This is a genomic window from Actinomadura sp. NAK00032 (genome assembly GCF_013364275.1).
Lineage (GTDB): Bacteria > Actinomycetota > Actinomycetes > Streptosporangiales > Streptosporangiaceae > Spirillospora.
Genome location: NZ_CP054932.1, coordinates 7,028,715 through 7,053,361, shown reverse-complemented (window position 1 = coordinate 7,053,361; position 24,647 = coordinate 7,028,715). Strand labels below are relative to the sequence as shown.

Below are 24,647 nucleotides of genomic sequence, written 5' to 3'. Positions count from 1 at the left end.
AGGAGTGAGCCGTGCACACCACCGACAGCGATCCCGCCCCCGCCGCCCACGACCGCCGCGCCGAGATCCGGCGCCTCCTCGACGCGATGGAGCACGCCAAGATCATCAGCGACGGGCACTTCTCGGCGCTCGGCATGCTGATCACCGACGCGTCGCTGAGCGCGGACGAGCCGGCGCTGACCGAATGCCAGGACGGCCTCCAGTGGCTGCACCGGCACTACCTCGACGTCGACCGCCTCGACGCCGCGCAGCGCGAGCAGCGCGGCCGCATCCTCGGGCTGATCGACGTCGTGCACTGGGCGCTGAAGCGGCTCCCGTCCGGCCTCCAGCTCGCGTTGCAGCCCGACGGGTACGCGGCGCGCTTCCTCGTCGCGGTGTCCCGCCGGCAGGGCCTGTCGAACCAGCAGCTCGCCGCCGAGCTCGGCACCGACGAGACCGAGATCAGCCGGGTCGGCCGCAGGCTGCTGTCGGCCGGCGTCGTGTGGCGCCGCAAGGAGTGGCGCCACAACGCCTGGGACCTCACCCCCAGGGGGCGCCACTACCTGGAGACCTCCGGCCTCCTGCCCGCGAACCCCGGTTAGGGGCGGGCTCCGGTCAGGAGCGGCGGGCCAGCGGCAGCGCGAGCAGCATCACGGCGGCCGTCAGCCCGAAGGCCAGCGGGTAGCCGGTCTGCGCGACGGCGGCGCCGAAGGCCGCGCCGCCCGCGCCCATGCCCCCGTCGTAGCCGATGTTCCACAGCGCGCTGACCGTCCCGTAGGCCGACGCGGGCGCCCGCTCGTACATCATCGACAGGCTCGCGTTCTGCGTGACGCCGAAGCCCGCGCCGAACACGGCCATCGCGGCGAACACGGCGGCCGGGTGCGGGACGAGGACGAGCAGCGCCATGCCCGCCCCCGAGACGGCCAGCGCGGGCGGCAGCAGCCGCGCGGCGCCGTGCCGGTCGCTGACGCGGCCCGCCCACCAGCGCGCGGCCGTGGTCGCGGCCGGCTGGACGAACAGCGCCGCCGCCGCGACGCCCCCGTTCGGCACCGCCTCCGGCAGGAACGTGATCAGGATGCCCGCCGCCATCGCGGTCGCGGCGAACGCGGCGGCCGGGCGGAGCAGCGCCGGCGACCGCAGCCCCGCGACGACCCCCAGCGGCCGCTGCGCCGAGGGCGCCGCCGAGGGCGCGGACGGCGCGGCGAGCCCGCGCGGGACGCCGGGCAGCACCGCCAGCGTGACGAGCGAGACGACCGCGCTGGCGAGGAACACCGGCTCGTAGCCGACCCGGTCGGCGAGCCACACCCCGAGCGGGAGCGCGAGCACCGCCGGTGCCCCGGCGGTGATGCCGAACAGGCCGAGCGCCTCGCCGCGCCGCTCCGCCGGGGCGAGCGCCGCCACCAGCGCGTTCGGGACGACCACCGCCACGCCGAAGCCGAGCCCGCGCACCAGGCTCGCGCCGACCACCATCGGCAGCCCGGAGGACAGCGGCAGCGCGAGCGTCGGCAGCGCGAGCAGCAGCGTGCCGACCGCGAACACCGCCCGGTACCCGAACCGGGTGAGCAGCCGGGGGAGGGCGAGTTCGGCGAGCACCGTCGTCAGCATCAGCGCCCCGGTGGCGAGGCCCGCGCCCGCCTGCCCGGCCCCGCCGTCCACCGCGTACATCGGGACGACCGACATCAGCAGGAAGACGCCCGTCAGGCTCGTGAAGGTCGCCGCGAACAGCACCGCAAGCGGCCGCGTGACCAGGCGCGGACGGGCGCCGCCGCTGCGCTCGGCGCCCCGGAGTGACTCGCTCATCAACCCGACATTAGGCGACCGATCGGACCAGCCCGGTCGCCGAGCGGAGCTCGTCCGTTGGATGGTGGTGGGTGGGGGCTGGAGGACGGTTTGGGTTCGTTGCTAAGAACGGGGGGCGACCCTGTGAGGAGACTTCATTCCGCGCGCGGAGCGTGATCGGCACAGTCGTCAGCATTCGGTTTCCAGTCCCATCCCCTGGAGCGAGAATGCGCCTCCGTACCCTCTTCAGCACCGCCGTGCTCGGCGCGGCGCTGGCGGTGCCCGTCGCCGCGCCGCCCGCACTGGCCGCCCCGGAGAGGGCCGCGCCGCCGGGGTGCGACGCCACCGACGCCGAGATCTACGCGGCGCCGCCGGCCGCGGTCACCGGGAACCCGGGCGACCTGCTCGCCTGCCGCCCGGCGAAGCTGACGAACATCCCCGGTGACGTCCCGATGAAGGCGTGGAAGGTCCGCTACGTCTCGACCGACGTCAAGGGCGCGAAGAACGTGGTGACGGGGACGGTCGCGGTCCCCGACGCCGCCTGGACGAAGGGCGGCTCGCGCCCGACCGTCGCGTTCAACCCCGGCACGCTCGGCTCCGGCCTGCAGTGCGCGTTCTCCAAGCAACTCGCCGGGCAGTTCGTCGACATGTACGAGGGCGCGAACCTGACCCTGTTCCTCAAGGCCGGGTTCGCGGTCGCCGCCACCGACGGGGTCGGGTACCTCAACGGGCAGGTCCACACGTACATGATCGGCGCGAACGCGGGGCACGCGCTGCTCGACGCCGTCCGGACGTCCCGGCGGATCCCCGGCGGGACGCTCGCCGCCGACGGCAAGGTCGGCATCTCCGGCTACTCCGAGGGCGGCGCCGCCGCGCTGTGGGGCGCGCAGCTCGCCGCGTCCTACGCGCCCGAGCTGGACGTGGCCGGCGCGGCGGCGGGCGGCGTGCCCGGCGACCTGAAGCTGACCGCCGAGCAGCTGAACGGGAGCTTCTTCGCGGGCTTCCTCGCCGACGCGCTCGTCGGCCTGAACGCCGCCTACCCGGAGATGCCGTTCACCGAGCTGATGAACGACAAGGGCGCGCAGGCCATCGAGGACGTGAAGTCCAACTGCCTGTACGGGACGCTCGCGGTGTTCCTCGGCGCCCGCATCGAGAACTTCTCCAAGGACAGGCTGAGCCTGGAGCAGCTCTACGCGCTCAAGGGCCCGGACGGCACCACCTGGGGCGAGATCGTCGACCGGCAGAAGCTCGGCGTGGACATCGGCACCCCCGCCTCCGCCGCCAAGTACAAGATCGGCTTCCCGGTCTTCCAGTACCGCGGCTGGCTGGAGGAGATCATCCCGCACGAGACCGAGGACGCCACCCGCCAGGCGTACTGCACGGCCGGCATCAACACCACCTGGAAGAACACCTACCCGACCGAGCACCTGTCGACCGACTGGGGCGCCGCCGGGGACGTGACGAACTTCCTCGGCGACCGGTTCGAGGGCAAGCCGGTCACGGGCAACTGCTGACCCTCCCCCCGCCCGCGGGCCGGGCCGCCGGGACGACCGGCGGCCCGGACCCCGTGAGCGGGGCTCCCCGCACGCCTCACCACTAAGGAGTCCGAACATGACAGCGGGTGTCGCCGACGCCGGCAGCCGAACCCCGCAGCCCGACATCTCGGGCACGGTCCCGTTGCCCGAGCGCGTCGCGGTCGTGGTGTTCGTGGTCGCGCCGATCCTCGGGCTGCTGGCGGCCGTCCCCTTCCTGTGGGGATGGGGCCTCGGCTGGACGGACGTCGCCATCTTCGCCTTCCTCTATCCGCTCAACGCCCTCGGCGTCACGGTCGGCTACCACCGGCACTTCACGCACGGCGGCTTCAAGGCCAGGCGGTGGCTGCGGATCGCGCTCGCGATCCTCGGCGGGCAGGCCATGCAGGGGTCGGTCGTCCGGTGGGTCGCCGACCACCGCCGCCACCACAAGTACTCCGACCAGGAGGGCGACCCGCACTCGCCGTGGGCCTACGGGCCGGGCGTGTGGGGCCTCACCAAGGGCCTGTACCACGCGCACATGGGCTGGCTGTTCAGCAAGGACCGCACGTCCCGCAGCAAGTACGCGCCCGACCTGCTCAAGGACCGGGACATCCGGTTCCTGTCCCTGGACCCCGTGTACGCCGTCATCGTCCTGTCGACGTTCCTCGTCCCGATGGGCCTCGGTGCGCTGCTCACCCAGTCCTGGCACGGCGCTCTCACCGCGCTGTTCTGGGCGGGCCTGATGCGGGTGTTCGTCGGCGAGCACGTGACGTTCTCGATCAACTCGATCTGCCACGTGTTCGGCAGGGAGGACTTCAAGACCCGCGACAAGGCCCGCAACGTGTGGTGGCTGGCGATCCCGTCGTTCGGGGAGTCCTGGCACAACCTGCACCACGCCGACCCGACCTGCGCGCGGCACGGCGTCCTGAAGGGCCAGATCGACATCAGCGCCCGCGTCATCTGGCTGTTCGAGCGGCTCGGCTGGGTCTGGGACGTCCGCTGGCCCGACCACGAGCGCCTCGCCGCCCGCCGCACCACCGCCGACAGCGCCACCGCCAACGGAGAAGCAGCATGACCGACGTCCCCGAACTCGACCGGACCCCGCTGATCGAGCGGCTCGCCCGGTTCGCCAAGGACTTCCCCGGCGACCGCGCGTACACGTTCATGGACTACATGACCGACCCGGACGGCGTCGCCACCGATGTCACCTGGGGCGAGCTGGACCGGCGCGCCCGCTCCGTCGCCGCCGCCATCCGCCGCGCCGCCGAGCCCGGCGCCCGGGTGGCGCTGCTCGCCCCGCAGGACCTGCACTACGTGACGGGGTTCCTCGGCGCGATGTACGCCCGCGCCATCGGCGTCCCGCTGTTCTCCCCGGACCTGCCCGGCCACGGCGACCGGCTGCTCGCCGTCTACCGGGACGCCGAGCCGGACGTCGTGCTCACCACGCGCGCGTCGCTGCCGCACGTCGAGGCGTTCCTGGCGGGCGAGGGGGTGCGCGCGCCGAAGGAGGTCATCGTCACCGACGAGGTGGACCCGGCGCTCGACTGGGCGCCGGAGCCGACCGACCCCGGCGACGTCGCCTACCTGCAGTACACCTCCGGCTCGACCCGGACCCCGGCCGGCGTCATCATCACGCACGGGAACTTCGCGACCAACGCCGAGCAGCTGTGGCGGACGTTCGAGGGCATCCCGCGCGAGTCGTCCGGCGTGAACTGGCTGCCGGTGTTCCACGACATGGGCCTGGTCACCACGGTGGCGCTGCCGCTCGTCTACGGGAACCCGGGCGTCATCATGGACCCGGTGGCGTTCATCATGCGCCCCGTCCGCTGGCTGGAGCTGCTCAGCGCGCAGAAGCACGCGTTCACCGGCGGCCCCAACTTCGCCTACGAGTACCTCACCGCGCAGGTCACCGAGGAGGAGAAGCAGAAGCTCGACCTCAGCGGCGTGCAGGTGTTCATGAACGGCGCGGAGCCGATCCGGGAGAGCACCCTCACCGGCTTCTACGAGGCGTTCAAGGACTGCGGGCTGCGGCCCGAGGCGCAGGTGTGCGCCTACGGCCTGGCCGAGGCGACCGTGTACGTGTCGGCGTCGTCGCGGTTCCGGACGCCGACCCGGGTGGCGTTCGACCACGAGCGGCTCCGCCGCGGCACCGCCGAGCCCTGCGACGCCGGCGCGCCCGGCGCGATCCAGCTGATCGCGTGCGGGACGTCCTACGGCCAGCACGTCGCCATCGTCGACCCCGCGACCGGGGTCCGGCTCGCGGACGGCTCCGTCGGCGAGATCTGGGTGCACGGCCCGAACGTCGCGGCCGGCTACTGGGGACGGCCCGAGGCGACCAGGGAGACGTTCGAGGCGGAGCTGTCCGGCACGGTCGGGGACCTGCCGCGCGGGCCGTGGCTGCGCACCGGCGACCTCGGCGTCCGGCACGGCGGCGAGCTGTTCGTCACCGGCCGGATCAAGGACCTGGTCATCGTGGACGGCCGCAACCACTACCCGCAGGACATCGAGTTCACCGTGTCCGGCGCGCACAAGGCGATCCGCCGCGAGTACACCTGCGCGGTGTCGGTCGAGACCGGCGACACCGAGGGCCTCGTCGTGATCGCCGAGCGGAACCGGCGGGTCCCGGTCGCGCTGCTGGACCCGGCGGACGCGGCGCGCGCGGTGCGGGCGGCGGTGAAGCAGCAGCACGACCTCCGCGTCCACGACTTCGTGCTGATCGAGCCGGGCGGCCTGCTCCGCACCAGCAGCGGCAAGATCGCCCGGTCGGCCTGCCGCCGCGCCTACCTCGACGGCACGCTGCCGGTCACCCGGACCCCCGCCGGGAGGGAGTGACGCTCACGCCTGCTCCCCGTCCGGGGCGTCCCGCAGCCAGACGGGGAGCAGCAGCATCAGCTCCAGCCGGATCGCCGGGTCCTCGATGTCGTAGTCGAACAGCTCGTGGAGCTGCGCCAGCCGGTACCGGACGGTCTGCGGGTGCACGCACAGCGCCTCGGCGGCGTCCGTCGCGTTGAAGCCGTGCTTGAGGCACTCCAGCAGCGTCGCGGCGAGCCGGGAGCCGCGGTGCGCGCCGACCGCGGCGAGCGGGGCCAGCCGCCGCCGCGCCGCCGCCTCGGCGAGCGTCCAGCCCTCCTGGAGCAGCAGGCCGGGCACGTGCTGGTCGGCGTGCACCAGCGTCCCGGGGGCGGCCGGGGTGAGCCGGCCGTCCGCCATCAGGTCGAGGGCGCGGTGCGCCCAGTGCAGCGACACGCCGGCCTGCGCGGTCGGCACCGACGGCCCGACCGCGCCGGTCCAGCCGCCGAGCGGCGCGGTGAGCCGGCCGGTGCCGCCGGGGCGGTCCGGGTCCGGCATGACCAGGCACGGCCGGCCCCGGTCCAGGCCGCTCAGCAGCAGCGGCGGCAGCCCCGCCGGGCCCTCGCCGCCGCTGCCGGGGCGCGGCAGCAGCACGATCACCGCGAGCCGCTCGGGCAGCGCCCAGCCGGCGAGGTTCGCCTGCTCGGCGAGGACGTCCGCCGGGGCGGGCGGGTCCGACAGCAGCAGGCTCAGCAGCCGGCCGCGCCGCTGCTCGCGCTCGCCCGCCGCCTTCTCCCGCGCCCGCGCGTAGCCCTGCGCGGCGGCGGACGCCAGCAGGTCCAGGTAGGCGAAGTTCACCTCGGTCAGCGAGATCGCCAGCTCGCGCGGCTTCTGCAGCCGGTCGGCCTCCCGCGACAGGTACCGCCACGCCGTCCGCGACGCGACCCGCAGCGCGTTCTGCAGGTGCTCCAGGGAGCGGCCCTCCATCGCCTCCCCGTACCCGATGTCGAAGAAGACCTGGTGGACCTCCTTCCAGGACGCGTCCGGGTCGGCGATCAGCTGGATGAAGTGCTCCATCCCGCGCATCACCGCGACCCGCATCACCTCGGTGTAGACGGGGTCGTCGGGCCGGGCGTACTCGGGGACGTTGCGGAGCACGCCCTCCACCATGGTGTCGACGAGGGCGGACAGGTGCGGGCGCAGCCACCGCGCCTCCTCGCGCGGTACGTCCCGCCAGGGCTCACCGGACAGGCCGCCTGCCGCCGCGGACCTCTCGTGCAGCTCGGTCAAAGCGTCACCTCCGTCAGCGGACACCAGGGCCGCCAGGCTAAGTAACCCGCGTCACACATGACACTCACACCGTTGACAATGCCCCCGGGGCCGTTGTCATCGGCGGCGCAATCGGCGGGCCGGTTCCGGGCGCGGCGCGGCGCCCGTTTCGGTGCGATGCTGGACGGGTAGCGCTCTGCATCGGAGGTGCGCCTGATGGATCGTGCGGCCGTGCCCGCCGGGCAGGACGGGCGGCGGCGGATCGCCCGCACCGATGTGCTGCTCGCCGACCCGCGGCTCGCCGCGGCGGCCGGCCGGCTCGGGCGCGGGGTGGTCAAGGCGGCGGTCGTCGGGGCGCAGCGGCGGGCCCGCGCGGGCGAGATCCCGCCGGACGCGGTGGCCGACACCGCGGTCGGGTCACTGCCGCCGACCGCGTCGGGCCTGCGCCCCGTCATCAACGCGACCGGCGTGCTGCTGCACACCAACCTCGGGCGGGCACCGCTGTCGGACGCGGCCCGCGAGGCCGTGGCCGTGGCGTCGGGCGCCACCGACGTGGAACTGGACCTGGAGACCGGGCGGCGGGCCGGGCGGGGCCGGTCCGTGCTGGCGGCGCTGCTGGAGCGGGTGCCGCAGGCGGAGGCCGCGCACGTCGTCAACAACGGCGCGGCGGCGCTCGTGCTGGCCGCGACCGCGCTCGCGCCCGGCCGGGAGATCGTCATCAGCCGCGGCGAGATGGTGGAGATCGGCGACGGCTTCCGGATCCCCGAGCTGCTCGCCGCGACGGGCGCGCGGCTGCGGGAGGTCGGCACCACCAACCGCACCTCGCCGGACGACTACGCGGCGGCGGTCGGCGAGCGGACCGGGTTCATCCTGAAGGTGCACCCGTCCAACTTCCGGATCGAGGGGTTCACCCGGAGCGCCGGCGTCGCCGAGCTGACCGGGCTCGGCGTCCCGGTCGTCGCCGACATCGGCTCCGGCCTGCTCGCGCCCGAACCGCTGCTGCCGGACGAGCCCGACGCCGCGTCCATGCTCAAGGCGGGCGCGCACCTCGTCACGGCCAGCGGCGACAAGCTGCTCGGCGGGCCGCAGTGCGGGCTCGTCCTCGGGCGGGACGACCTGGTCCGCACGCTGGCCCGCCATCCGCTGGCGCGGGCGCTGCGCGTCGACAAGATGACGCTCGCCGCGCTGGAGGCGACCGTCCGGGGGCCGCGCACCCCGACCGAGCAGGCGCTGCGCGCCGACGCCGCCGCGCTGCGGGAGCGGGCCGAGCGGCTCGCCGCCCGCCTGCGGGACGCCGGGATCGACGCGGTGCCCGTGGAGAGCGACGCGGCCGTCGGGGGCGGCGGCGCGCCCGGCGTCGTGCTGCCGAGCGCGGCGGTCGCGCTGCCGGAGCCCTTCGCGGCCCGGCTGCGGCGCGGCGTCCCCGCCGTGATGGGCCGGGTCGAGGACGGGCGGTGCCTGCTCGACCTGCGCGCCGTGCCCCCGGACGAGGACGACGCCGTGGCCGAGGCGGTCCGGGCGGCGGCGCGATGACGCACGTCGTCGCGACCGCCGGGCACGTCGACCACGGCAAGTCCACGCTCGTCCGCGCCCTCACCGGGATGGAGCCCGACCGGCTGGAGGAGGAGCGCCGCCGCGGCCTGACGATCGAGCTGGGCTTCGCCTGGACGACCCTCCCCGGCGGCGACCGGCTCGCGTTCGTGGACGTCCCCGGTCACGAGCGGCTCGTCACCACGATGCTCGCCGGTGTCGGGCCCGCCCCGGCCGTCCTGTTCGTGGTGGCCGCCGACCAGGGCTGGCAGCGGCAGTCGGAGGAGCACCTCGCGGTGCTCGACGCGCTCGGCGTCCGCCACGGCCTCCTCGCCGTCACGCGCAGCGACCTCGCCGGCGACGGACTGGCCGAGCTGGCGCGCGACGAGGCCCTCGCGCACATCGCGGGCACCTCGCTCGGCGCGGTCGAGTCCGTCATGGTCAGCGGCGCCACCGGCGAGGGCCTGGACGAGCTGCGCGCTGCGCTGGAACGGCTCACCGCGTCCCTCCCGGCCCCCGACCTGGACGCCGACGTGCGGCTCTGGACCGACCGGATCTTCACCATCCGGGGCCGGGGCACTGTCGTGACCGGGACGCTCGGCGCCGGGACGATCAACGTCGGCGACCGCCTCGCCATCGGCGGCGACCTGGTGCGCGTGCGCGGCCTGCAGAGCCTCAAGGAAGACCACGACGGCATCGGCGCCGTCGCCCGCGTCGCCGTCAACCTGCACGGGAACGTCCGGCGGGCCGGCCGCGGCGACGCCCTGCTGACCCCCGGACGCTGGCTCACCGCCGACGTCGTCGACGTGCGGCTGCGCGGCGAACCGGCCGGCGACCTGCCGCGCGAGCTGACCCTGCACGTCGGGTCGGCGGCGGTGCCGGTCCACGTGCGGCCGCTCGGCGCCGACACCGCGCGGCTCGCGCTGCGCCGGCCGCTGCCGCTGCGGGTCGGCGACGTCGCGCTGCTCCGCGACCCCGGCGCCCACCGCGTCCCCGCCGGGGTCACCGTGCTGGACGTCCGCCCGGAGCCGTTCCGGCGGCGCGGCGCGGCGGCGGCGCGGGCCCGCGAACTCGCCGCGATCAGCGGGCGGCCCGACGGCGCCGGCGAGCTCCGCCGCCGGCGCCTGATCACGCGGGCCGAACTGGCCGCGATGGGCGTGCCCGCCCCGTCCGAACCCGTCGCGGGGGACTGGCTCGCCGACCCCGACCACTGGGAGGACCTCCGCAAGCGCCTCATCACCGCCGTCGAGGAGCACGCCGCCGCGCACCCGACCGACCCCGGGCTGCCCGCCGACGCCGCCCGCCGCGCCCTCGGCCTGCCCGACCGCGCCCTCGTCGAGGCCCTCGCCGACGGGCTGCACCAGCGCGACGGCCGGATCTACGGGCGGGCCACCGCGCCGGAGCTGCCGCCGCCCGTGCGGGCGGCCGTCGACGCCGTCCGCCGCGACCTGGCCGAGGCGCCGTTCCAGGCCCCCGACGCCGGCCGGCTCGCCGACCTCGGCCTCACCCCCAAGATGCTCGCCGCCGCCGCGGCGGCCGGCGCGCTGCTGAAGGTCGGCGGCGGCATCGTGCTGCTGCCCGGCGACGACGCCCGCGCCGCCGCGCTCCTCGCGGGCCTCGGCGGCCCGTTCACGCTGAGCGAGGCGCGCCGCGCGCTCGGCACCACCCGCCGTGTCGCCGTCCCGCTCCTGGAGCACCTCGACGCGGCGGGCTACACCACCCGGGTGGACGACCTCCGGCGGCGCTGTACGGAGAGGACGACATGACCGAGACGGCGAAGCGGCTGACGCAGTACGCGCACGGCGGAGGCTGCGCCTGCAAGATCCCGCCCGGCGAGCTGGAGGACGTCGTCGCGGGCCTGACCACCGCCCCCGAGGCCCCCAACGGCGAACTGATCATCGGGCTGGACACCGGCGACGACGCCGCCGTCGTCCGGCTGCCCGGCTCGCGCGGCGGGCTCGCCGCCGTCGCCACCGCCGACTTCTTCACCCCGGTCGTCGACGACCCCTATGACTGGGGGCGGATCGCCGCCGCCAACGCCCTGTCCGACGTGTACGCCGTCGGCGGCCGCCCGCTCGTCGCGGTGAACCTGCTCGCCTGGCCCCGCGGCGTCCTGCCGTTCGAGCTGGCGCGCGAGGTGCTGCGCGGCGGCCTGGACGTCGCCGCCGAGGCGGGCTGCCATGTCGGCGGCGGCCACAGCGTCGACGACCCCGAACCGAAGTACGGCATGGCCGTCACCGGCGTCGCCGACCCCGCCGCCCTGCTGCGCAACGACACCGGCAAGCCCGGCCTGCCGCTCACCCTGACCAAGCCGCTCGGCGTCGGGGTGCTCAACAACCGGCACAAGGCGACCGGGGAGGTCTTCCCGCACGCCGTCGCGGCGATGGCCGCGCTGAACCGGGACGCCTCCGCCGCCGCGCTCGACGCGGGCGCGACCTGCGCCACCGACGTGACCGGCTTCGGGCTGCTCGGGCACCTCTACAAGCTGGCCCGCGCGTCCGGCGTCACCGCCGTGGTCGACGCCGCCGCCGTCCCGTACCTGGACGGCGCCCGCGAGTCGCTGCGCGCCGGGTACGTCAGCGGCGGCACCCGCCGCAACCTCGACTGGGTCGCCCCGCACACCGACTTCCGCGACCTTCCCGAAGAGGACCGCCTCCTGCTCGCCGACGCGCAGACCTCCGGCGGCCTGCTCGTCGCGGGCGAGATCCCCGGCGAGCCGGTCATCGGCGAACTGGTCCCGGCGGGCGAGCACCCGCTGGTCGTCCGCTAGGCCCCGCCGCTAGACCTCGGTGCCCGTCTCGTCGGTGATGCCCGCCTCCTCCTGGTAGCGGCGCACCAGCTCGCCCGCGGCGGCGCCGCGCGGGCGGCGGCCCGGCCGGATGTCGACCGACAGCGCCTTCGCCTCCTGGATGTGGGTGTTCGGGTCCAGGGACAGGTGCAGCAGCTCGTTCGCGGCGTCGCCGGTGCTGTAGCCGTTCGGCCCCCAGTGGTAGGGCAGGCCGATCTGGTGCATCGTCCGGCCGTCCACGACGAGGGGCTGCATCCGCTCGGTGACCAGGACGCGGGCCTCGACGGCGGCGCGCGGGCTGACGATCGTCGCCCAGCCGCCGTGCTCCAGCCCCCGCTCGGCCGCGAGCTCCGGCGACACCTCGCAGAAGAACTCCGGCTGCAGCTCCGCCAGGTACGGCTGCCACCGCGACATGCCGCCCGCCGTGTGGTGCTCGGTGAGCCGGTACGTCGTCGCGACGTAGGGGTACACGGCCGCGCCCGGCGAGCCGTCGCTCGGCGCGTACCGGTTGTCGGGGTGCGGCGGCAGCAGCTGCCGGACGGGGTTGCGCTGCTGCCCGTACAGCGGGTTCGTGAACGGCGACTCCTGCGGCTCGTAGTGCGTCGGCAGCGGGCCGTCCGTCAGCCCCGCCGGGACGAACAGCCACGCCTTCCCGTCCGCCTGCATGATGAACGGGTCGTCGCCGGCGAGCGCGTCCGGGCCGGTCGCGTCGCGGGGCGGCTTGTAGTCGGGCGGCCGGTCGGCGACGAAGTCGGGCACGTCATGGCCCGTCCACTTGCCCTCTTCGGCGTCCCACCAGACGTAGGCCTTGCGGTCGCTCCACGGGTTGCCGTCCTTGTCGGCGGACGCCCGGTTGTACAGGATCCGGCGGTTCGACGGCCATGCCCAGCCCCACTCGGGCGCGACCCAGTGCTGGTCCTTGCCGGGCTTGCGGCGGGCCGTCTGGTTGACGCCGTCGGCGTAGCAGCCGCAGTAGATCCAGCAGCCGCACCGGGTGGACCCGTCGTCCTTCAGCTGCGTGTAGGACGACAGCGGGTTCCCGTCGGCGTCGAAGCCGTTGACCTCGGCGAGCACCGCCTCGGCGTCCGGCTCCTCGATGTCGCCCTTGGTCGGGTAGTCCCACGTCAGGTCGAGGACCGGCCGGTTCATCTCCTCGTCCGACCCGGCGAGCTTCTCCCGGATGATGCGGCCGAGGTGGTAGGTGAACCACAGGTCGCTGCGCGCGTCGCCGGGCGGCTCCACCGCCTGGTGGTGCCACTGGAGCATCCGCTGCGTGTTGGTGAAGCTGCCGTCCTTCTCGGTGTGCGCGGCGGCGGGCAGGAAGAACACCTCGGTGCCGATGTCCTCGGTGCGCATCTCGCCCGACTCGATCTCCGGGCCGTCCTTCCACCAGGTCGCCGACTCGATCAGCGAGAAGTCCCTGACGACGAGCCAGTCCAGGTTCGCCATCCCGAGCCGCTGGATCTTGGCGTTGGCGGACCCGACCGTGGGGTTCTCGCCCATCAGGAAGTAGCCCTTGCACACGCCGTCGATCTGCGCCATCGCCGTCTCGTAGGTGCTGTGCGAGCCGGTCAGCCGCGGCAGGTAGTCGAAGCAGTAGTCGTTGTCCTCGGTCGCCGCGTCGCCCCAGTACGACTTCAGCAGGCTCACGGCGTAGGCGCGCATGTTGCCCCAGAAGCCCTTGCGCGCCGACTCGGCCTGGACGAACGAGTCCAGGTCCTCGTTGCTGTGCGCGTGCGGCATCGGGATGTAGCCGGGCAGCAGGTTGAACAGCGTCGGGATGTCCGTCGAGCCCTGGATGGACGCGTGGCCGCGCAGCGCCAGGATGCCGCCGCCGGGCCGCCCGATGTTGCCGAGCAGGCTCTGCAGGACCGCCGCCGTCCGGATGTACTGGACGCCGACCGTGTGCTGCGTCCAGCCCACCGCGTAGACGAACGCGGACGTCCGGTCGCGGCCCGAGTTCTCGGTGAGCATCTCGCAGACCTTGCGGAACTGCTCCTGCGGGACGCCGCAGATCCGCTCGACCATCTCCGGCGTGTAGCGCGCGTAGTGCCGCTTGAGCACCTGGAAGACGCAGCGCGGATGCTCCAGGTGCGGGTCCCGCTCGGGGTCGCCCTCGCCGATCGCCGCGCCGCCGGAACCGTGCGCCTCGCCGCGCCCCGCCTCCGCGACGGAGTTGACGCGTTCGTCGTAGGCCATGTCGCGCTCGCCGGCCGCCGACTGGACCTCCATGCCCTCGTACTGCCACGTCGTGTGGTCGTAGCTGCGCGTCTCCGGGTTCAGCCCGGAGAACACGCCGTCGAGGTCCTCGGTGTCGCGGAACTCCTCCGTCAGGATCACCGGCGCGTTGGTGTACGCGACGACGTAGTCACGGAAGTACTTGTCGTTCTCCAGGACGTAGTTGACGATCCCGCCGAGGAACGCGATGTCGCTGCCCGCCCGCAACGGGACGTGCAGGTCCGACAGGGCGCTGGTCCGGGTGAACCGCGGGTCGACGTGGATGACCGTCGCGCCGCGCGCCTTCGCCTCCATCACCCACTGGAACCCCACCGGATGGCACTCGGCCATGTTGGAGCCCTGGATGACGATGCAGTCGGAGTTCTGCAGGTCCTGCTGGAAGGTGGTCGCGCCGCCTCGTCCGAACGTGGTTCCCAGACTGGGAACGGTGGAGGAGTGTCAAACGCGCGCCTGGTTCTCGATCTGCACCGCGCCGAGCGCGGTGAACAGCTTCTTGATCAGGTAGTTCTCCTCGTTGTCGAGCGTGGCGCCGCCGAGGCTCGCGACCCCGAGCGTGCGCCGCACCCGCACCCCGTCCTGCTCCCACTGCCAGCCGTGCCGGCGCGCCTCGATCACCCGGTCGGCGATCATGTCCATCGCCGTGTCGAGGTCGAGGTGCTCCCAGTCGGTGCCGCCCGGTCGCCGGTACAGCACCCGGTGCTCGCGGGCCGACCCGGTGGTCAGCTGGAGGGTCGCCGAGCCCTTCGGGCACAGCCGCCCCCGGCTGACCGGCGAGTCGGGGTCGCCCTCGACCTGGGTGACCTTGCCGCCCGTGACGTACACGTCCTGCCCGCAGCCGACCGCGCAGTACGGGCAGACGGACTTCACGACCCGGTCGGCGGTGTTCACCCGCGCCTTGATCCGGTCGGACCCCGCGCTCTTCGCCGCGGCTCCGCGCCCGAGCGGGTCGTCCCCGGTGAACTGGCGGTAGACGGGCCACGACCCGATCCAGGTACGAACGCCCACGTCACACCACCCCTTCAGCTCGGCGCGCCGTCCACCTACCCGCCGCCCGGCCGGCGAAACAGTGCGCCGTCAGGACACCGCGGAGCGAGTGGCCGCCGCACCGCGTCTCGTCCCTTCCCGACAGACCGTCAGGGGAGGACGGCCGCGCCCGCCTTCGCCACCAGGCCCGCGAACTCGGCGCGCTCGGCCGGCGACAGCGCCCGCTCGTACACGGCGGCGGAGAGCCGGTCGGTGATCTCCTCGGCCTCGGCCAGCCGGGGCTTCAGCGCGGTGCAGTCGGGGAACTCGCCCCGCCAGCCGCAGAACTTGGCCTTGCCCTCGCCCTCGTTGGTCAGGACGGCCTCCAGCGGCGTCAGGCCGACCGCCGTCGTCGCGACCAGGTGCATCCCGCCGCGCAGCTCGCGCAGGACCTGGAACACCTGCACCAGGCGGCCGGGGCCGGGCTCGGGCAGCGGCTCGGCGCGCCAGCCGCAGAACAGCGGCAGGCCCGCGCCGTCGGCCGCGTTCGCGACCCGCTCGGCCAGCTCGCACAGGCGCGGGTCGGCGGGGACGCGCTCCTCGGCCCAGGCCGTGAACGCCCGCGTGTACCGCCGCGCGGCCTCCCGCGCCCCGGCGACCGCGACGCCCTCGTCCCACATGGCCCGGACGACCCCCGGCTCGAAGAAGCCCAGCGCGGACCACACCACGCCGCCGTCGGCGTCCCCGAGCACCCCGCCGCGCCCGGCGAAGTAGAACGCGAACGGGTTGGCGTACCCGAGCTCCTTGCCGCGCTCGGAGACGGACGGGTCCAGCATCCAGGTCGAGCCGATGTCGTGGATGGTCTTGTCGGCGGCGCGCGCGGTCTCGGCGGCGCTCAGCTCCGGCAGTTCCGTCAGATCCGTCATGTGGGGGGCTCCTCGGGTTCGGGCGACCGGTAAGCGGGAGATTACCCGCCGGCCGGAGGGCCGGGGAGGGCAGGGGCGCGGTGCGGGCCGGTGCGCAGCCGGGCGACGAGCGCCGCCAGCTCGGTCTCGGTGCCGGGGTCGTCCCACGTCCAGAACGGGACGGTCCGCAGGTACCGGCCGCGCGGGTCGAGCAACTGGCCCGCCAGCTTCAACTGCCACAGCGCCACCGCCCGGTCGGTCACGGCCAGCCGCGGGAACCGGCGCCGCAGCGCGGCCTCGAACGACTGCACGTGCTCCACCGAGCGCAGCCACACGGCGAACAGGACGTTGTGCGGGCCCGACAGCGACGCGCACATGCGGGTCTCCCGCATCCCCGCGAGCTGCCCGGCGACCTGGGCCACCTCGTCCGGCGGCGTGGTCGCCCACAGGTAGACCGTGACCGGCCAGCCGGACGCCGACCGGGCGACCTCGCACCGATACACCAGCGCGCCGCCCCGGTGCAGCCGGGCGAGCCGCCGCCGGACGGTCGTCGGGCTGAGCCCGGTGCCCTCGGCCAGCCGCGCGACCGGCTGCCGGCAGTCCCGCACCAGCAGCCGCACCAGCTCCTCGTCCTCGGGCCGCAGCGCCCAGTCGCCGGTGGCGCGCGCGGGGTCGCCGACCAGCAGGTCCCGCTGGGTCTGGTCGAGGCGGTCCAGCCGCCAGCGGCTGCCCTCGGCGTGCAGGGTCGTGGCGAGCTGCGTGCGGGTCGCGGTGACGCCGGGCAGCCGGCCGACCCGGAACCCCACGTACCGGGCCAGCTCCGCGTTGTCGCGCAGCACCACGGTCATGATCAGGTCGCGCCCGCCGGTGACATGCTCCAGGTTGAACACGTGCGGGTCCTCGGCGAGTTCGGCGGCCACCGCGTGCAGCCGGCCGGGCGCGCAGTCGACCTCGATGAACGCGACCACCGGCGTCATCCAGTCGACCGCGACCGGGAAGCACGTCAGCCAGGCCAGGCCGGACGCGGTCAGCCGCGCCCAGCGGCGGGCGGCGGTGGAGGCGTCCACCCCGAGGGCGGCGCCGATGCGCCGCCAGTCGGCGCGCGGCGCGGTCTGCAGCGCGGTGACGAGCAGGTGGTCCAGTTCGTCCAGCGCGGCTGATTCCTGCATTCGATCACGCTCTTACGGCGGATACCGGCATGTCACCGGCAGCGAAAGGTGCAATCCGCACCATACCTCCATGTCCCTCTGTGACGACGCCGCCGACCTGCGGCACGAGCTGACCGAGCTGCGCCGCGCCCTGCACCGCGAGCCGGAGACCGGCCTGGACCTGCCGCGCACGCAGGAGAAGGTCCTCGCCGCGCTGGACGGCCTGCCCCTGGAGATCAGCACCGGCAAGGGCCTGTCCTCGGTGACCGCCGTGTTGCGCGGTGGAAAGCCCGGTGGAGAGCGCCGCCCGGCGGTGCTGCTGCGCGCCGACATGGACGCCCTGCCCGTCCAGGAGGACACCGGTCTCGACTACGGCTCGCGGATCCCCGGGCGCATGCACGCCTGCGGCCACGACCTGCACGTCGCCGGGCTGGTCGGCGCGGCCCGGCTGCTCGCCGCCCGCCGGGCGGAGCTGCCGGGCGACGTCGTGCTGATGTTCCAGCCCGGCGAGGAGGGCATGGGCGGCGCCAAGATCATGGTGGACGAGGGCGTGCTGGACGCGGCCGGCGAGCGGGTCGCCGCCGCCTACGCCCTGCACGTCTTCTCCACCGCCCTGCCGCGCGGCATGGTCGTCACCCGCCCCGGCCCGATGATGGCCGCCAGCGACGAGGCGCACGTGGTGATCCGCGGCCGGGGCGGGCACGGCTCCTCGCCGCACGGCGCCAAGGACCCGGTCCCCGCGCTCGGCGCGATGATCACCGCGCTGCAGACGATGGTCACCCGCGACCTGGACGTCTTCGACCCCGCCGTCGTCACGGTCGGGTCCGCGCACGCCGGGACGGCCGCGAACGTCATCCCCGAGACGGCCGAGCTGACCGCCACGGTCCGGTCGTTCTCCGAGGACGCCCACGGCCGGGTGCGCGCCGGGTTCGAGCGGGTCGTGCACGGCATCGCCGCCGCCCACGGCGTGACCGCCGAGGTCGACTACCGGGAGCAGTACCCGGTCACCGTCAACACCCCGGACGAGGCGGAGTTCGCGCTCGGTACGGCCCGCGACGTCTTCGGCGGCGACCGCGTCCTGGAGGCGCCGCGCCCGGTCGCCGGCTCGGAGGACTTCTCGTTCGTCCTCCGGCAGGTCCCCGGCGCGTTCGTCTGCCTCGGCGCCTGCCCGCCCGACCGCGACCTCGCGACCGCGCCGATGAACCACTCGCCGCAGGCCGTCTACGACGACGCCGTCCTGCCGGACGCCGCCGCCCTCCTCGCCGAGCTCGCCGTCCGCCGCCTGGAGGCCGAATGACGACCACGGCGCCCGGGGACGAGAAGTCCCCGCCCGTCGCGTCGGTCACGGCCGTCGTCGGGCTGCTCGTCCTGTTCGAGGTGGTGAGCGGGTTCCTGCAGGCCGGCATCGCGCCCGTGCTGCCCGGCATCGGGGACGAGTGGGGCGTGTCGGACTCCGCGCTGACCTGGGTGATCGCCGTCCAGCTGCTGTCGGCGGCGGTGTCGCTGCCCGCGTTCGGGCGGCTCGGCGACCTGTACGGGCACCGCCGCATGCTCCGGATCGCGCTCGTGTCGGTCGCGGTGGGCTCCATCCTGGTCGCGTTCGCGCCGTCCTTCGGCGTCCTGCTCGCCGGCCGGTTCCTGCAGGGCCCGCTGGCGGCGCTGCTGCCGCTGGAGATCTCCCTCGTCCGCGACCGGCTCCCGGTGGAACTCGCCCGCTCGGCGATCGCCCGGCTCGTCGGCGCGCTCACCCTCGGCGGGCTGCTCGGCGGGCTCGGCATGGGGATCGCGGACAAGGCGTTCGGCGACGTCCGGCTCGCGCTGGGCGTGCCCGCCGTGCTCACGCTGGTCTGCGTGGCGGTGTCGTTCGTCGCCATCCCCGAGTCGGCGCGCCGCGCCGCCGGGCGGGTGGACTGGCCCGGCGTCGCGCTCCTCGGCCTCGCCGTCGTGGCCGTCCTGGCCGGGGTGTCCGGCGCGGCGGACGGCGGCTGGCTGTCCGGGACGACCCTCGTCCCCGTCCTGGCGGGCCTGGCGCTGCTGGCGGCCTGGGTCGTGGTCGAGCTGCGGACCGCCGAGCCGCTGGTCGACCTGCGCGCCATGGCCGGACGGCACGTCGCGCCCTACTACTTCGCCTCCTTCGCGTTCGGCGTCGTCTACTTCGGGAGCCAGTCGCCGAACTCGACCTTCTACGCGACCGACCCGGACGAGGCCGGCTACGGGTTCGGGCTGTCGTCGCTGTCGATCGCGCTGGCGATGCTGCCCGCGATGCTCGTCAGCGTCGTCGCGTCGGCGTCCACCGCCGTCGTCGCCCGCAAGATCGGCTACCGCAACGCGCTGATCGGCTCGTTCCTGCTGGTGGCGGCCGGGTTCGCCGCCTTCGCCGCGGCGCACGACGTGCTGTGGGTGGTGGTCGCCGAGCTGACCGTGCTGGCCGCCGGGATGGGCGTGGCGCTCGGCGCGATGCCGACCGTGATCGCGGAGGCGTCCGACCCGTCCCGCACCGGCGTGTCCACCGCCGTCTACAACAACGTCAAGACCGTCGGCGGGGCGGTCGCTGGCGGGATGTTCGGGACGCTGCTCGCCGCCCCGGCGGGGTCCGACGACCCGGCCGAGAGCGGGTACGCGGCCGTCTGGCTGGTCGGCGCCGGCTTCGCGCTGCTGGCCGCCGTGCTCGCGCTCGCCGCGCGGGGGCGCGCGGCGGACTGACGGCCCGGCCGCGGGCGCCCCGCCGGCGCGGGGCGCCCGCTGTTGACATTCGGGGGAGTTAGCGCAAACATTCGGGGCGTAGCGATGGCTCGGCTCGGGGAGGCGATGTGGCCGCCGAATCACCGGAGGCGCCCGACGGCCGGCGGCTGGCGGTGATGGAGGACGTGGCCGCGATGGCCGGCGTCTCGGCGATGACCGTGTCGCGGGTGCTGAACACGCCCGAAAAGGTGCGCCCGCAGACGCGCGCCCGGGTGATGGCGGCGGTCCAGGCGCTGGACTACCGGCCGAACTCGGCGGCGCGGGTCCTCGCGACCGGCCGCTCCGGAGTGCTCGGCGTGGTCAGCTTCGACACCACCCTGTACGGCCCGGCGTCCACGGTGTTCAGCATCGAGCAGGCCGCCCGCGAGCACGGCTACAACGTCAGCATCGTCAGCCTCAGCTCGCTGAACCGCCGCTCGATCGGCGAGGGCGTGGAGCGGCTGCGCGCCCAGTCCGCGGACGGGATCATGGTCGTCGCGCCGCACGAGTCGGCCGCCGACGGGCTGAAGGAGCTGCCGTCCGACACCCCGCTGGTCGCGGTCGGCGCCGGCGGCGACGTGCCGTTCCCCGTCGTCGCGGTCGACCACCGGGCCGGCGCGGAGCGCGCCGTCCGGCACCTGCTCAGCCTCGGCCACGAGACCGTCGCGCACCTGGCCGGCCCCGCCGACTGGGTGGACGCGAGCGGCCGCACCGACGGCTGGCGCGCCGCGCTGGAGGCCGCCGGGCGCGAGGTCCCGGCCGCGTCACCGGGCGACTGGAGCGCCCGGTCCGGCTACGAGCTCGGCCGCCGGATCGCCGCCGACCCGCAGGTCACCGCCGTGTTCGCGGCCAACGACGCGATGGCGCTCGGGCTGCTGCGGGCGCTGCGCGAGGCCGGCCGCGACGTGCCCGGCGAGGTGAGCGTCGTCGGCTTCGACGACGTGCCCGAGGCCGCCTACTTCCCGCCGCCGCTCACCACCGTCCGGCAGAACTTCGCCGAGGTGGGGCGGCGCGCGTTCGGCCTGCTGCTCGACCGGGTCGAGGGCGGCGCCCGGCCGGCCCCCGCCCCGGACGGGACGCACCGCGTCGTCGAACCCGAACTCGTCGTGCGGGAGAGCACCGGGGTGCGCCGCCGCAGCTGACTTCCGTCCGTCCCCGCGAGTCCCCGTCGGCAGCCCGTTGATGTTAGCGCTAACAAAGGAGCGGACATGAGAGAGCCGGAGACCGCCGCGCTCCGCACCGAGCTCACCGTCCTCCACCGGATGCTCGTCGAGGGCGGGCTGGTCGTCTGGACCGCCGGGAACGTGTCCGCCCGGGTGAGCGGCGACGCCTTCCTCATCAAGCCGAGCGGCGTCCCCTACGCGGACCTGACCCCGGACGCGATGGTGCTGTGCGACCTGGAGGGCGAGCCCCTCGGCGAGTCGCCGCTCAAGCCGTCGAGCGACGTGTTCGCCCACGCCTACGTGTACCGGCACCGCCCGGACGTCGGCGGAGTCGTGCACACCCACTCCACCTACGCCACCGCGTGGGCGGCGCGCGACGAGCCGATCCCGTGCGTGCTGACCGCGATGGCGGACGAGTTCGGCGGCGAGATCCCGGTGGGCCCGTTCGCGCTCATCGGCGGCGACGACATCGGCCGCGGCATCGTCGAGACGCTCGCCGGGCACCGCAGCCCCGCCGTCCTCATGCGCAACCACGGCGTGTTCACGATCGGCGCCGACGCCCGCGCCGCGGTGAAGGCGGCCGTGATGTGCGAGGACGCCGCCCGCACCGTCCACCTGTCCCGCCAGCTCGGCGAGCCGCTGCCGATGGACGCGGGCGACATCGACCGGTTGTACGACCGCTACCAGAACGTCTACGGGCAGAGGGGCCGACCATGAGCTTTCCGAACCGCGAGATCTGGTTCCTCACCGGCAGCCAGGCCCTGTACGGCGACGACACCCTGCGCCAGGTCGCCGAGCAGTCCGGCGCGATCGCCGCGCGGCTCGGCGAGGCGCTGCCGGTCGCGCTGCGCTGGCGGCCGGTGCTGACCGACGCCGACGCCATCCGCCGGACCTGCCTGGACGCGAGCGCCGACGACTCCTGCGTCGGCGTCATCGCCTGGATGCACACCTTCTCCCCGGCGAAGATGTGGATCGCCGGGCTGGACGCCCTCACCAAGCCGCTGCTGCACCTGCACACGCAGGCGAACGTCGAGCTGCCCTGGCACTCGATCGACATGGACTTCATGAACCTGAACCAGGCCGCGCACGGCGACCGGGAGTTCGGCTACATCCAGTCGCGGCTCGGCGTCGCCCGCAAGACCGTCGCCGGGCACGTCTCCGACCCGGCGGTGGGCGCCCGCGTCGCGGCGTGGGCGCGGGCGGCGGCCGCGCACCACGAGCTGCGCACGCTCAGGCTGGCCCGGTTCGGCGACAACATGCGGGACGTCGCCGTCACCGAGGGCGACAAGGTCGAGGCGCAGCTCAGATTCGGCGTCTCGGTCAACACCTACGGCGTGAACGACCTGGTCGGCGTGGTGGACGGTGTCTCCGACGACGGCGTCACCGAGCTGGTGAAGGAGTACGAGGAGCGGTACGACGTCGTCCCGGCACTGCGCGCGGGCGGCGACCGGCACGATGCGCTGCGCTACGGCGCCCGGATCGAGCTGGGCCTGCGGACGTTCCTCGACGAGGGCGGCTTCAAGGCGTTCACGACGAACTTCGAGGACCTCGGCGGGCTGCGGCAGCTGCCCGGCCTCGCCGTGCAGCGGCTGATGGCCGACGGCTACGGCTTCGGCGGCGAGGGCGACTGGAAGACCGCGACGCTGCTGCGCACGCTGAAGACCGCCGCGGCCGGGCTGCCCGGCGGCACCTCGTTCATGGAGGACTACACCTACCACCTGGAGCCCGGCAACGAGCTGATCCTCGGCGCGCACATGCTGGAGGTCTGCCCGTCCGTCGCGGCCGGGCGGCCGTCGCTGGAGATCCACCCGCTGTCCATCGGCGGGCGCGAGGACCCGGTGCGGCTGGTGTTCGACGCCGCGCCCGGCCCCGCCGTCGTGGTCGGCCTCGCCGACATGGGCGACCGGTTCCGGCTCGTCGCCAACGAGATCGAGGTCGTCGCGCCGCCGGAGCCGCTGCCGATGCTGCCGGTCGCGCGCGCGGTCTGGCGCCCGCAGCCGGACCTGCGCACCTCCACGGAGGCCTGGCTGACCGCAGGGGCGCCGCACCACACGGTCCTGTCGGCCGCGCTCGGCACCGAGGTGCTGGACGACCTCGCCGAGATGGCCGGGGTCGAGCTGCTGACCATCGACGCCGGCACCACGATGCGCCAGTTCACCAAGGAGATCCGCTGGAACCAGGCGTACCATCGCCTGGCCCTCGGCTTGTGACGACCACAGGAGGAGCCCTATGAGCGCGGACGAGCGGTACGTCGTCGGGGTCGACTTCGGCACGCTGTCGGGGCGGGCGGTCGTCGTCCGCGTCCGGGACGGCGCCGAACTCGGCGACGGCGTCCACGAGTACGGCCACGGGGTGATCGACGCGGCGCTGCCGTCCGGCGCCGCCCTCCCGCCGGACTGGGCGCTCCAGGCGCCGGCGGACTGGGTGGACGTGCTGCGCTTCGCCGTCCCGAAGGCGCTGGCCGTCGCGGGCGTCCCGGCGTCGCGGGTCATCGGCATCGGCACCGACTTCACCGCGTGCACCGTCCTGCCGGCGACGGCCGACGGGACGCCCCTCTGCGAGCGCCATCCCGACCGCCCGCACGCGTGGCCGAAGCTGTGGAAGCACCACGCCGCGCAGCCGCAGGCCGACCGGATCAACGCGCTGGCCGCCGAGCGCGGCGAGCCGTGGCTGCGCCGCTACGGCGGCAAGATCTCCTCCGAGTGGGAGTTCGCGAAGGCCCTGCAGCTCCTCGACGAGGACCCGGAGCTGTACGCGGAGGCCGACCGCTGGATCGAGGCCGCCGACTGGATCGTCTGGCGGCTCACCGGCGCCGAGTCGCGCAACATCTGCACGGCCGGCTACAAGGGCATCTACCAGGACGGCCGCTACCCGTCCGCCGGGTTCCTCGCCGCGCTCGACCCCGGCTTCGCCGACTTCCCCGCCAAGCTCGGCCACGACCTGGCCCCGCTCGGCGGCCGCGCCGGGACGCTCACGGCGGAGGCCGCCGGCTGGACGGGCCTGCCCGCGGGCATCGCGGTCGCGGTCGGGAACGTCGACGCGCACGTCACCGCCGCCGCGGCCGACGCCGTCCGCCCCGGCCAGATGGTCGCCATCATGGGCACCTCCACCTGCCACGTCATGGCGTCGGACGCGCTCGCCGAGGTCCCCGGCATGTGCGGCGTCGTCGCCGACGGCATCGTGCCGGGCCTGTGGGGCTACGAGGCCGGGCAGTCCGGCGTCGGCGACATCTTCGCCTGGTTCGTCGACAACTGCGTGCCCGCCTACTACAACCAGGTCGCCGCCGCCGAGGGGCGGACCGTCCACGAGCACCTCACCGCCCTGGCCGCGGCCCAGCCGGTCGGACGGCACGGGCTCGTCGCGCTCGACTGGCACAGCGGCAACCGCTCCGTGCTGGTCGACCACGACCTGTCCGGCCTGATCGTCGGCCAGACGCTCGCCACCCGGCCCGAGGACGTCTACCGCGCGCTGATCGAGGCCACCGCGTTCGGCGCCCGGATGATCGTGGAGACGTTCGAGGCGGCCGGCGTCCCCGTCGAGGAGCTGGTCGTCGCGGGCGGGCTGATGAAGAACGCCTTCCTGATGCAGGTGTACGCCGACGTGCTGCGCCGCCCGCTGTCGCTGATCGGCTCGGCGCAGGGCCCGGCGCTCGGCGCCGCGATCCACGCCGCCGTCGCCGCCGGAGCCCACCCCGACATCACCGCGGCCGCCGCCGCGATGGGACGGCGCGTCCCGGCCGCCTACGTGCCCGACCGGGCCCGCGCCGACGCCTACGACGACCTGTACGCGATCTACCGCAGCCTGCACGACCACTTCGCCGACGGCGAGATCATGCACCGCCTCCGCGCGCTGCGTTGACC

General features: G+C 74.7%; 18 protein-coding genes. 13 read left to right on the top strand and 5 right to left on the bottom strand.

What is annotated here, in order from left to right; translation table 11 throughout:
* Positions 1-11 precede the first annotated feature (11 nt).
* On the top strand, positions 12-581 hold the full coding sequence (locus tag HUT06_RS32195; protein WP_176199136.1) for a hypothetical protein: 570 nt from the start codon (positions 12-14) through the stop codon (positions 579-581).
* A 13-nt stretch (positions 582-594) separates the two neighbouring features.
* On the opposite strand, the gene HUT06_RS32190 is transcribed toward HUT06_RS32195, so the two are convergent.
* Entirely contained in the window at positions 595-1,779 is a 1,185-nt protein-coding gene (locus HUT06_RS32190; protein WP_176199135.1) for an MFS transporter, read from the bottom strand.
* A 206-nt stretch (positions 1,780-1,985) separates the two neighbouring features.
* Here HUT06_RS32190 and HUT06_RS32185 point away from each other — a divergent pair, with 206 nt between their 5' ends.
* From HUT06_RS32185 to HUT06_RS32175, 3 genes are all read left to right on the top strand, one after another.
* The gene (locus tag HUT06_RS32185) at positions 1,986-3,272 is read left to right on the top strand and encodes a lipase family protein (protein ID WP_176199134.1); all 1,287 of its coding nucleotides are present in this window, start codon (positions 1,986-1,988) and stop codon (positions 3,270-3,272) included.
* A 97-nt stretch (positions 3,273-3,369) separates the two neighbouring features.
* Complete coding sequence (locus tag HUT06_RS32180) at positions 3,370-4,347, top strand: acyl-CoA desaturase (RefSeq protein WP_176199133.1); 978 nt, start codon at positions 3,370-3,372, stop codon at positions 4,345-4,347.
* Positions 4,344-6,104 carry a fatty acyl-AMP ligase gene (locus tag HUT06_RS32175; protein WP_176199132.1) on the top strand — a complete coding sequence of 587 codons (1,761 nt, stop codon included), beginning with the start codon at positions 4,344-4,346 and terminating at the stop codon, positions 6,102-6,104. The genes HUT06_RS32180 and HUT06_RS32175 overlap by 4 nt, the downstream gene beginning before the upstream one ends.
* A gap of 3 nt (positions 6,105-6,107) precedes the next feature.
* Here HUT06_RS32175 and HUT06_RS32170 read toward each other — a convergent pair whose 3' ends face one another.
* Positions 6,108-7,352: a CdaR family transcriptional regulator gene (locus HUT06_RS32170; protein WP_254715491.1), complete on the bottom strand. Its 1,245-nt coding sequence runs from the start codon at positions 7,350-7,352 to the stop codon at positions 6,108-6,110.
* A gap of 195 nt (positions 7,353-7,547) precedes the next feature.
* Here HUT06_RS32170 and selA point away from each other — a divergent pair, with 195 nt between their 5' ends.
* Genes selA through selD form a run of 3 tightly spaced genes read left to right on the top strand, consistent with a single transcriptional unit; the run spans position 7,548 to position 11,631 of the window.
* Complete coding sequence (selA, locus tag HUT06_RS32165; RefSeq protein WP_176199131.1) at positions 7,548-8,864, top strand: L-seryl-tRNA(Sec) selenium transferase; 1,317 nt, start codon at positions 7,548-7,550, stop codon at positions 8,862-8,864.
* Positions 8,861-10,627, top strand: a complete 1,767-nt coding sequence (locus tag HUT06_RS32160; RefSeq protein WP_176199130.1) for a SelB C-terminal domain-containing protein — start codon at positions 8,861-8,863, stop codon at positions 10,625-10,627. Before selA ends, HUT06_RS32160 begins: the two co-directional genes overlap by 4 nt.
* Complete coding sequence (gene selD / locus HUT06_RS32155; RefSeq protein ID WP_176199129.1) at positions 10,624-11,631, top strand: selenide, water dikinase SelD; 1,008 nt, start codon at positions 10,624-10,626, stop codon at positions 11,629-11,631. The genes HUT06_RS32160 and selD overlap by 4 nt, the downstream gene beginning before the upstream one ends.
* Before the next feature lie 9 nt (positions 11,632-11,640).
* Here the strand turns inward: selD and fdh are convergent, their stop codons facing one another.
* The 3 genes from fdh to HUT06_RS32135 all read right to left on the bottom strand — a co-directional run bounded on the left by fdh (position 11,641) and on the right by HUT06_RS32135 (position 16,924).
* Complete coding sequence (gene fdh / locus HUT06_RS32150) at positions 11,641-14,892, bottom strand: formate dehydrogenase (RefSeq protein ID WP_254715490.1); 3,252 nt, start codon at positions 14,890-14,892, stop codon at positions 11,641-11,643.
* 128 nt (positions 14,893-15,020) lie between these two features.
* Complete coding sequence (locus tag HUT06_RS32140; RefSeq protein ID WP_176199127.1) at positions 15,021-15,776, bottom strand: evbL; 756 nt, start codon at positions 15,774-15,776, stop codon at positions 15,021-15,023.
* A 41-nt stretch (positions 15,777-15,817) separates the two neighbouring features.
* A complete protein-coding gene (locus HUT06_RS32135; RefSeq protein WP_176199126.1) occupies positions 15,818-16,924 on the bottom strand; it encodes an Lrp/AsnC family transcriptional regulator in 1,107 nt (368 codons plus the stop codon).
* 70 nt (positions 16,925-16,994) lie between these two features.
* Between HUT06_RS32135 and HUT06_RS32130 the strand changes: the two genes are divergently transcribed.
* The 6 genes from HUT06_RS32130 to araB all read left to right on the top strand — a co-directional run bounded on the left by HUT06_RS32130 (position 16,995) and on the right by araB (position 24,645).
* Positions 16,995-18,200, top strand: a complete 1,206-nt coding sequence (locus HUT06_RS32130) for a M20 family metallopeptidase (protein ID WP_176199125.1) — start codon at positions 16,995-16,997, stop codon at positions 18,198-18,200.
* Entirely contained in the window at positions 18,197-19,606 is a 1,410-nt protein-coding gene (locus HUT06_RS32125) for an MFS transporter (RefSeq protein ID WP_176199124.1), read from the top strand. Before HUT06_RS32130 ends, HUT06_RS32125 begins: the two co-directional genes overlap by 4 nt.
* Positions 19,607-19,713: 107 nt before the next feature.
* Entirely contained in the window at positions 19,714-20,766 is a 1,053-nt protein-coding gene (locus HUT06_RS32120) for a LacI family DNA-binding transcriptional regulator (protein WP_254715489.1), read from the top strand.
* 66 nt (positions 20,767-20,832) lie between these two features.
* A complete protein-coding gene (locus HUT06_RS32115; RefSeq protein WP_176199123.1) occupies positions 20,833-21,504 on the top strand; it encodes an L-ribulose-5-phosphate 4-epimerase in 672 nt (223 codons plus the stop codon).
* Positions 21,501-22,997, top strand: a complete 1,497-nt coding sequence (gene araA / locus HUT06_RS32110; protein WP_176199122.1) for an L-arabinose isomerase — start codon at positions 21,501-21,503, stop codon at positions 22,995-22,997. The genes HUT06_RS32115 and araA overlap by 4 nt, the downstream gene beginning before the upstream one ends.
* Positions 22,998-23,016: 19 nt before the next feature.
* Complete coding sequence (gene araB, locus HUT06_RS32105; RefSeq protein ID WP_176199121.1) at positions 23,017-24,645, top strand: ribulokinase; 1,629 nt, start codon at positions 23,017-23,019, stop codon at positions 24,643-24,645.
* Positions 24,646-24,647: the final 2 nt, after the last annotated feature.